General features: G+C 74.2%; 2 protein-coding genes. Both read left to right on the forward strand.

Going from position 1 to position 8,138, the window contains the following annotated elements; all coding sequences use genetic code 11:
- The first annotated feature begins 130 nt into the window (after positions 1 to 130).
- Positions 131 to 988 carry a sterol desaturase family protein gene (locus ACFV6I_RS05320; RefSeq protein WP_380339611.1) on the forward strand — a complete coding sequence of 286 codons (858 nt, stop codon included), beginning with the start codon at positions 131 to 133 and terminating at the stop codon, positions 986 to 988.
- A gap of 69 nt (positions 989 to 1,057) precedes the next feature.
- A complete protein-coding gene (locus ACFV6I_RS05325) occupies positions 1,058 to 8,101 on the forward strand; it encodes a condensation domain-containing protein (protein WP_380423632.1) in 7,044 nt (2,347 codons plus the stop codon).
- The last annotated feature ends 37 nt before the right edge of the window (positions 8,102 to 8,138 follow it).

Raw genomic sequence — 8,138 nt, forward strand, 5'->3', positions numbered from 1 at the left:
TTCGTGCGCGGATCTTCCTCCGATCGGGTTATTTATGGCGTTAACACGTCGAATGACTGCCGCAGCTGACCGCTCCCGCTAGAGTCTCTGACGTTTCCAGTCATTAGTTCGCGAATAACCAAGGGGGCGCGTGCTGTCCGCCATTGCACGCCGGCTCGCTCATCCGCTTCTGCTCCTGGGGGTGCTGTGCACGGCCGTCGCCACACTGCACTTCCACTGGGAGCCCGACCGGGTCTCCCCCCTCGTGCTGGTCGGCGTCCTCGGGTACCTGGCGGTACTGGAGCGGGTGATCCCGTACCGGACCGACTGGCATCCGAGCGGGCGTGAACTGCGCTGGTACACCGTGTACTTCGTGCTGAGCATGGTCGGCGGTGCGGTCGCGGTGGGGCTGGTGACGGCGCTGGTGCAGGTGCTCGGGGCGGCCCGTCCGGCGCTCCCGTTCGCTGTGGAGATCCCGCTCGCGCTGCTGGTCGGCTCGCTCGGCGACTACCTCGTCCACCGCTGGTCCCACCACAACCGGTGGCTCTGGCGCCTGCACGGCGTCCACCACGTGCCGGACAAGGTGAATGTCGCGAACAACGGCGTGAACCATATTCTCGACGTGTTCGTCGCGCAGTCCGTGGTGCAACTCTTGTTGTCGCTGATCGGCTTCTCGGCGGAATCCGTGTTCGTGGTCGGAATATTCATTCTTGCGCAGGGGTATTTCGTTCACGCGAACATCGACGTCCGCCTCGGGCTCCTCGGCCACCTGCTGGCCGGCCCCGAGCTCCACCGACTGCACCACAGCACCGACCTCGCTGAGGCCGGGCACTACGCCTCCGACCTCTCGCTGTGGGACCACGTGTTCGGCAGCTTCACCTGGCGCCCCGGCCGGGTGCCCACCGCCGTCGGCCTCGCCGATCCGGCCGCCTTCCCGGCCACCGGCGAAGTGGGCGCCACCCTGCTGCACCCCTGGCGCCAGGTGAAGGCCACCGAGCCGTCCGTCTGACCCTGCCCGCGAGGCCGCTCTTCCTCCGCCCGTGTCCGCGCCGCCACGCCATCACCCTCGGATTGGATCATGACCACCTCGCCCTTCGCCGTGCCCTGCGACCGGATCGCGATCACCGGCATCGGCTGCCGCCTGCCGGGACACGCCAACGACCACCGGACCTACTGGCGCAACCTCGTCGAGGGCCGGGACTGCCTCACCGCGACACCCGCCGACCGCTACGACACCGGCACGCTCGGCAGCCGCGACCGCTCCAAACCGGGCCGCCTGATCGGCGGCCGGGGCGGCTACATCGACGGGTTCGACACCTTCGACCCGGACTTCTTCGGCATCAGCCCGCGCGAGGCCGAGCACATGGACCCGCAGCAGCGCAAGCTCCTGGAGGTCAGCTGGGAGGCCCTGGAGGACGGCGGCCTGCGCCCCGGCGAGCTGGCCGGCCGCGACGTCGGCGTCTACATGGGGGCCTTCACCCTCGACTACAAGATCCTCCAGTTCGCCGACCTCGACTTCCGCACGCTCGCCGCGCACACCGCCACCGGCACCATGATGACGATGGTCTCCAACCGGATCTCGCACTGCTTCGACTTCCGCGGCCCCAGCGTCTCGATCGACACCGCCTGCAGCTCCTCCCTGGTCGCGGTGCACCTCGCCTGCCAGAGCCTGCTCCGCGGCGAGACCGAACTCGCCCTGGCGGGCGGCGCGTTGCTGCACATGGCGCCGCAGTACACGATCGCCGAGACCAAGGGAGGCTTCCTGTCCGCCGACGGCCGCTCACGCGCCTTCGACGCCTCCGCCGACGGCTACGTCCGGGCCGAGGGAGTCGGCGTGGTCGTCCTCAAGCGGCTGTCGGACGCGCTGCGCGACGGCGACCCGGTGCACGCCGTCATCCTCGGCAGCGGCGTCAACCAGGACGGGCGCACCAACGGCATCACCGTCCCCAGCGCGGACGCCCAGGTCACCCTGATCGAACGGGTCTGCGCCGAGGCCGGGGTGGTGCCCGGCAGCCTCCAGTACGTCGAGGCGCACGGCACCTCCACCCCGGTCGGCGACCCGATCGAGGCGGCCGCGCTCGGCCGGGTGCTGGGCGTCGGCCGCCGCCCGGGCGACCGCTGCTACGTCGGCTCGGTGAAGACCAACATCGGGCACACCGAGGCCGCCGCCGGCGTCGCCGGGCTGATCAAGACCGCCCTCGCCCTCAAGCACCGGCGGATCCCGCCGCACCTCAACCTGGAACGGCCCAACCCCGGCATCGACCTGGCCGCGCTGCCCTTCGACATCCCGACCGCCCCGGTCGACTGGCCCGAGCACGACGGGCCGGCCCGGGCCGGCGTCAACTCCTTCGGCTTCGGCGGCACCAACGCGCACGTCCTGCTGGAGGAGGCGCCGAGCGCCGGGCCCGCCGCCCCGGCCCCGCAGCCGGCCTGCACCGTGCTGCCGCTGAGCGCCAAGGACGCCGCCGGACTGCCCGAACTCGCCGCCGGAATCCGCCGGGAGCTCGCCGCCGGGGTGCCGCTCGCCGACCTCGGCCACACCCTGGCGCACCGGCGCCAGCACCTGCCCGAGCGGCTCGCGGTGGTCTACTCCACGCAGGACGACCTGGACGAGGCGCTGGCCGCCCACGAGCGCGGCGAGGCGCACCCCAGGGTGCTCCAGGGCCGCGCCCGGGAGCGCCAACAGCGCCGCCTGGCCTGGGTGTTCACCGGCATGGGCCCGCAGTGGTGGGGCATGGGCCGGGGCCTGTACGAGAACGAACCGGTCTACCGGGCGGCCGTCCAGGCCTGCGACCGGGAGATCCGCGAGCAGGCCGGCTGGTCCCTGCTCGACGAACTGCACCGCGACGAGGCCGACTCCCGGATGGCCGAGACCTGGCTCGCCCAGCCCGCCAACTTCGCCGTCCAGCTGGGCCTGTCCGCGCTCTGGCGCAGCCACGGCCTGCGCCCCGACGCGGTGGTCGGGCACAGCACCGGCGAGGTCGCCGCCTTCCACGAGGCCGGGGTGTACGACCTGGCCGACGCCGTCCGGGTGGTGCTCGCCCGCAGCCGCCTCCAGCAGCGGCTGGCCGGCACCGGCACCATGCTCGCCGTCGGCCTCCCGGAGGCCGAGGCGGAGCGCCGGATCCGCCCGTACCGCGCCCGGGTCTCGCTGGCGGCCGTCAACAGCCCCTCCGCCGTGACCCTGGCCGGCGACACCGACGCGCTGCGCGAACTCGCCGAGGACCTGCGCGGCCAGGAGGTGTTCACCCGCTTCCTGGAGGTCGAAGTCCCGTACCACAGCGTGCGGATGGACCCGATCCGCGACGAGCTGACCGCCGCGCTCGCCGCGCTCAAGCCCAACGAGGCCCGGCTGCCGCTCTACCTCACCGCCCGCGAGGGCCTCGCCCGCGGCCCCGAACTCGACGCCGGGTACTGGTGGCACAACGTCCGCAACCCGGTGCGCTTCCGCGCCGCCGTCGAACGGATGGCCCAGGACGGGCACGGCCTGTTCCTGGAAATCGGCCCGCACCCGGTGCTCGGCCACGCGATCCGCGAGTGCGTCGACGGCGCGCACGCCCTGGCGTCCATCCGCCGGCACGCCGACGAGCCCGCCTGCTTCACCCGGTCGCTCGCCGAACTGCACACCCTGGGCGTCGAACCGGACTGGCGCGCACTGCACCCGGCCGGCCGGCCGGTGCCGCTGCCCGGCTACCCGTGGCGGCGCGACCGGTACTGGGTCGAGCCGAGCGCCGTCCGGCAGGTCCGGCTCGGCGAGGTCGACCACCCGCTGCTCGGCCGCCGCACCGCGAGCGCCCAACCCGCCTGGACCACCGCACTCGACCCCGAGCGGCTGCCCTACCTGGCCGACCACCGGATCGAGGGCCAGGTGGTCTTCCCGGCGGCCGGGTACCTGGAGATGGCCGCCCAGGCCGTCCGCGCCCTCACCGGCGGCACCGAGGTGGTGCTCGCCGAGATCGAGCTGAACCGGGCCCTGTTCCTCTCCGACACCGAGCCCACCCCCGTCCAGCTCGGCTACGCCCCGGAGGACGCCCGCTTCACCATCGCCTCCACCCCGGCCGGCGGCGAACCGGTGGTGCACGCCGGCGGCCGGGTCCGCACCGGCCAGCGCCGCGCCCACGGGCCGGCGCTGGACGCCGAGGCGATCCGCTCGCGCGGACAGCGCTTCGACGGCCCCGACTGCTACCGGCTCCTCGCCGCCCGCGGTTACGACTACGGGCCCGCCTTCCAGGCCGTCCAGGAGGTGTGGGCGAGCCCCGGCGAGGCACTGGCCCGGATCAGCCCGACCGACCGGCTCGGCCCCGAGGCGGCCGACCACCAACTGCACCCGGTGCTGCTCGACGCCTGCTTCCAGACCCTGCTGGCCACCCGGCTGCTCACCCCCGAGGACGGCGGCGTCCGGCTGCCGGTGTCCATCGAGGAGGTCCGGCTCGACCAGGTCGGCGACCGGCCGCTGTGGGCGCACGCCACCGTCACCCGCGAGGGCGGCGGCGAACTCGTCGGCGACCTCGCCCTGTACACCGAGGACGGCACCCCGGTCGGCCGGATCACCGGCTTCCGGGTCGCCGACGTCGCGCAGGCCCCCGCCTCGGTCGGCCTCGCCACCATCGACGGCTGGCTCACCGAACTCGCCTGGACGGACGCCCCGGCCGCGCCCGCCGACCAGGACCTCGGCGACCTGCTGCTGTTCGCCGACGCCGGCGGCCTCGCCGAACGCCTCGCCGCGCTGGCCGCCGAACGCGGCGCCCGCTGCCACCTGGTCCGGCCCGGCACCGGCTACCGGCCCGGCGACGGGCGCTCGACCGTCCGCCCGGACTCCGCCGAGGACCTCACCCGGCTCCTCACCGACCTCGGCCCCGGCTACCGCACCGTCGTCCAGCTGTGGAACCTCGACCAGCCCGCCCTCGACACCACCACGGCCGACCGGCTCGACCAGCTCGCCACCCTCGGCGGCTACGCGCTGATCGCCCTCGCCCAGGCCCTGCCCGCCGCCCTCCCGGACGCCCGGCTGCACATCGTCACCCGGGGCACCCAGGCCGCCGACCCCGCCGACCGGGTCGAGCCGCTCGGCGCACCCGCCTGGGGCATCGGACGGGTGCTCTGGCAGCAGGAACTCGTCGCCCAGCGCGGCACCCTGATCGACCTCGACCCCGCCGCCGACCCGCTCGACCAGGCCGAGGCGCTGCTCGCCGAACTCGCCTCCCGGGACGAGCAGGAGATCGCCCTGCGGGCCGGCCACCGCCGCACCAGCCGGCTCCGCCAGGCCGAGGGCCTCACCCGCCCGCTGCCGCCGGTCCTGCGCCCCGACGGCAGCTACCTGGTCACCGGCGCGTTCGGCGCGCTCGGCCGGCTGCTCTGCCGCACCCTGGTCCGGCGCGGCGCCCGGCGGCTGATCCTGGTCGGCCGCACCGCGCTGCCCGAGCGCGACCAGTGGTACCGGACCGACCCCGCCAGCCCGGCCGGGGAGCGGATCGCCTTCCTGCGCGAACTCCAGGCGCTCGGCGCCGAACCGCTGCTCGCCCCGGTCGACGTCACCGACGAGACCGCCCTCGCCGCCTGGCTCGCCGACTACCGGCAGCGCCAACGCCCGCCCATCCGCGGGGTGTTCCACCTCGCCGGGCAGGTCAAGGACGTGCTGGTGCCGCAGATGGACCGGGCCGCCTTCGACGCCGGATACGCCCCCAAGGTGGTCGGCGGCCACCTGCTGCACCGGCTGCTGCGCGACGAACCGCTCGACCACTTCGTGCTGTTCGCCTCCGTCGCCTCGCTGCTCACCACCGCCGGGCAGACCAACTACGCGGCCGGCAACGCCTTCCTGGACGCCCTCGCCCACCACCGCCGGGCCGTCGGCCTGCCCGCGCTCAGCCTCGACTGGGGCCCCTGGGCCACCGGCATGATCGAGGAACTGGGCCTGGTCGCCCACTACCGCGACGCCCGCGGCATGAGCTCGCTCCCGCCGGACGCCGGCACGGCCGTGCTGGAGCGCGTCCTCGGCCAGGACCGCGCCCAGCTGCTGGTCGCCACCGTGGTCGACTGGCCGACCTTCCTCGCCTGGTACCCCGCGCCGCCGCCGCTGGTCGCCGACCTGGCCGCCAGCGCCGCCGAGCAGGCCCCGGCCGAGACCGGCGGCTTCCTGGACGCCTACCGCACGGCGGATCCGCCGACCCGGCACCGGCTCGTCACCGAGCGGTTCACCGCCGCCGCCGCGGCCGTGCTGCGGATCGGCGCCGAGCGGATCGCCCCGGACACCAGACTCGGCGCGCACGGCCTGGACTCGCTGCTCGCGATGGAGCTGCGCGCCCGGGTGCACGGCGAACTGGGCGTCGCCCTGCCGGTGGTGGCGCTGCTCAGCAACGGCACCGTCGGCGACCTGGTCGACCTGCTCGTCGCCGGCCTGGCCGAGCGGCTCGACGCCGAGGGCGGCCCCGAGCAGGCCGAGGTCGAGCTGTACACCGACGAGGCCCGCTACCCGCTCACCCACAACCAGCAGGCGCTGTGGTTCCTGCGCCAGCTGCACCCGGACGGCTTCGCCTACAACATCGGCGGCGCGGTGGAGGTGCGCGCCGAGCTCGACCCCGAGCTGGTCTTCGCCGCCTTCCGCACGCTGGTCGCCCGGCACCCCGGGCTGCGGGCCGCCTTCACCGCCGAGGAGGGCCGGCCGGTCCAGCGGATCCGCCCGGAGGCGGTGGCCGACACCGGACTGTTCGACGTCGAGGGCCGCCCCTGGGAGGAGATCCACGCGCTGATCGTCGCCGAGTACCGGCGGCCGTACGACCTCGCGAACGACCCGCTGGTCAGGCTGCGGCTGTTCCGGCGCGGACCGGACCGCTGGGTCCTGATGAAGGCCGTCCACCACATCGTCTCGGACGCGATCTCCACCTTCACCTTCATCGAGGAGCTGTTCGAGGTCTACGAGGCGCTGCGCCAGGGCCGCACCCCCGAACTCCCCGCCGTGGCCGCCCGCTACCTCGACTTCCTCAACCACCAGAACCGCTTCCTGGCCGGCCCCGACGCCCGGCGGATGCTCGACTACTGGCGCGGCCACCTGCCGGCCGAGATGCCCGTCCTCGCCCTGCCCACCGACCGGCCCCGGCCGGCCGTGCAGACCCACAACGGCGCCTCGGCGTTCTTCCGGCTCGACGCCGACCTGACCGCCCGCGTCCACGAGCTGGCCCGCGCGCACCACGCCACCCCGTTCATGGTGCTGCTGAGCGCCTACTACCTGCTGCTGCACCGCTGGTCGGGCCAGCAGGACATCGTGGTCGGCAGCCCCGTCACCGGCCGCACCCAGGAGGAGTTCGCCTCCGTCTACGGCTACTTCGTCAACCCGCTGCCGCTGCACGTCAGTTTGGCCGGGGAGCCGACCGTGGCCGAGCTGCTGGCCCGGGTGCGGGAGAGCGTGCTCGGCGGCCTGGACAACCAGGAGTACCCGTTCCCGCTGCTGGTCGAGCAGTTGGGGCTCCAGCACGACCCCAGCCGCTCGGCGGTGTTCCAGGCGATGTTCATCCTGCTCACCCACAAGGTCGCCGTGGAGCGCTTCGGCTACCGCCTGGAGTACATCGAACTCCCCGAGGAGGAAGGGCAGTTCGACCTGACGCTGTCCGCCTACGAGGACCGCGCGGACGGCTGCTTCCACTGCGTGTTCAAGTACAACTCCGACCTCTTCGACGCTGCCACCGTCGAGCGGCTGGCCGCGCACTACCGCAACCTGCTGGACGCCATGACCAGCGCCGGCACCGACCGCCCGGTCGGCCGGCTGCGGATGCTCGACGAGGCCGAACGCCGCCGCATCCTCACCGGGTTCAGCGGCGCCGACCGGCGGGCCGACCACGACACCCCGGTGCCCGAACTCGTCGCCAAGGCCGCCGCCGAACACCCCGAGGCCGTCGCCGTCACCTCCCCCCGCCCGGACGGCGTCCGCCGCCTCACCTACGGCAAACTCGACCGGCGGGCCCAGCGGACGGCCCTGCGGCTGCGCGAACTGGGCGTCGGCGAAGGCTCGGTGGTCGCGGTCTGCCTGGACAAGTCACCCGAGCTGATCGTCGTCCTGCTGGCGATCTGGCGGGCCGGCGCCGCCTACCTGCCGCTCGACCCCGGCCACCCCGCCGACCGGCTCGCCTAACCCGTGACCCACGCCCGAGCCCCCCACCGCGTGGTCA

This window comes from Kitasatospora sp. NPDC059803, from assembly GCF_042732255.1.
Classification (GTDB): domain Bacteria; phylum Actinomycetota; class Actinomycetes; order Streptomycetales; family Streptomycetaceae; genus Kitasatospora.

Excerpts from the sequence above, each read along its gene's own strand:
- ACFV6I_RS05325 (WP_380423632.1), top strand. The coding sequence starts at position 1,058 with ATGACCACCTCGCCCTTCGCCGTGCCCTGCGACCGGATCGCGATCACC.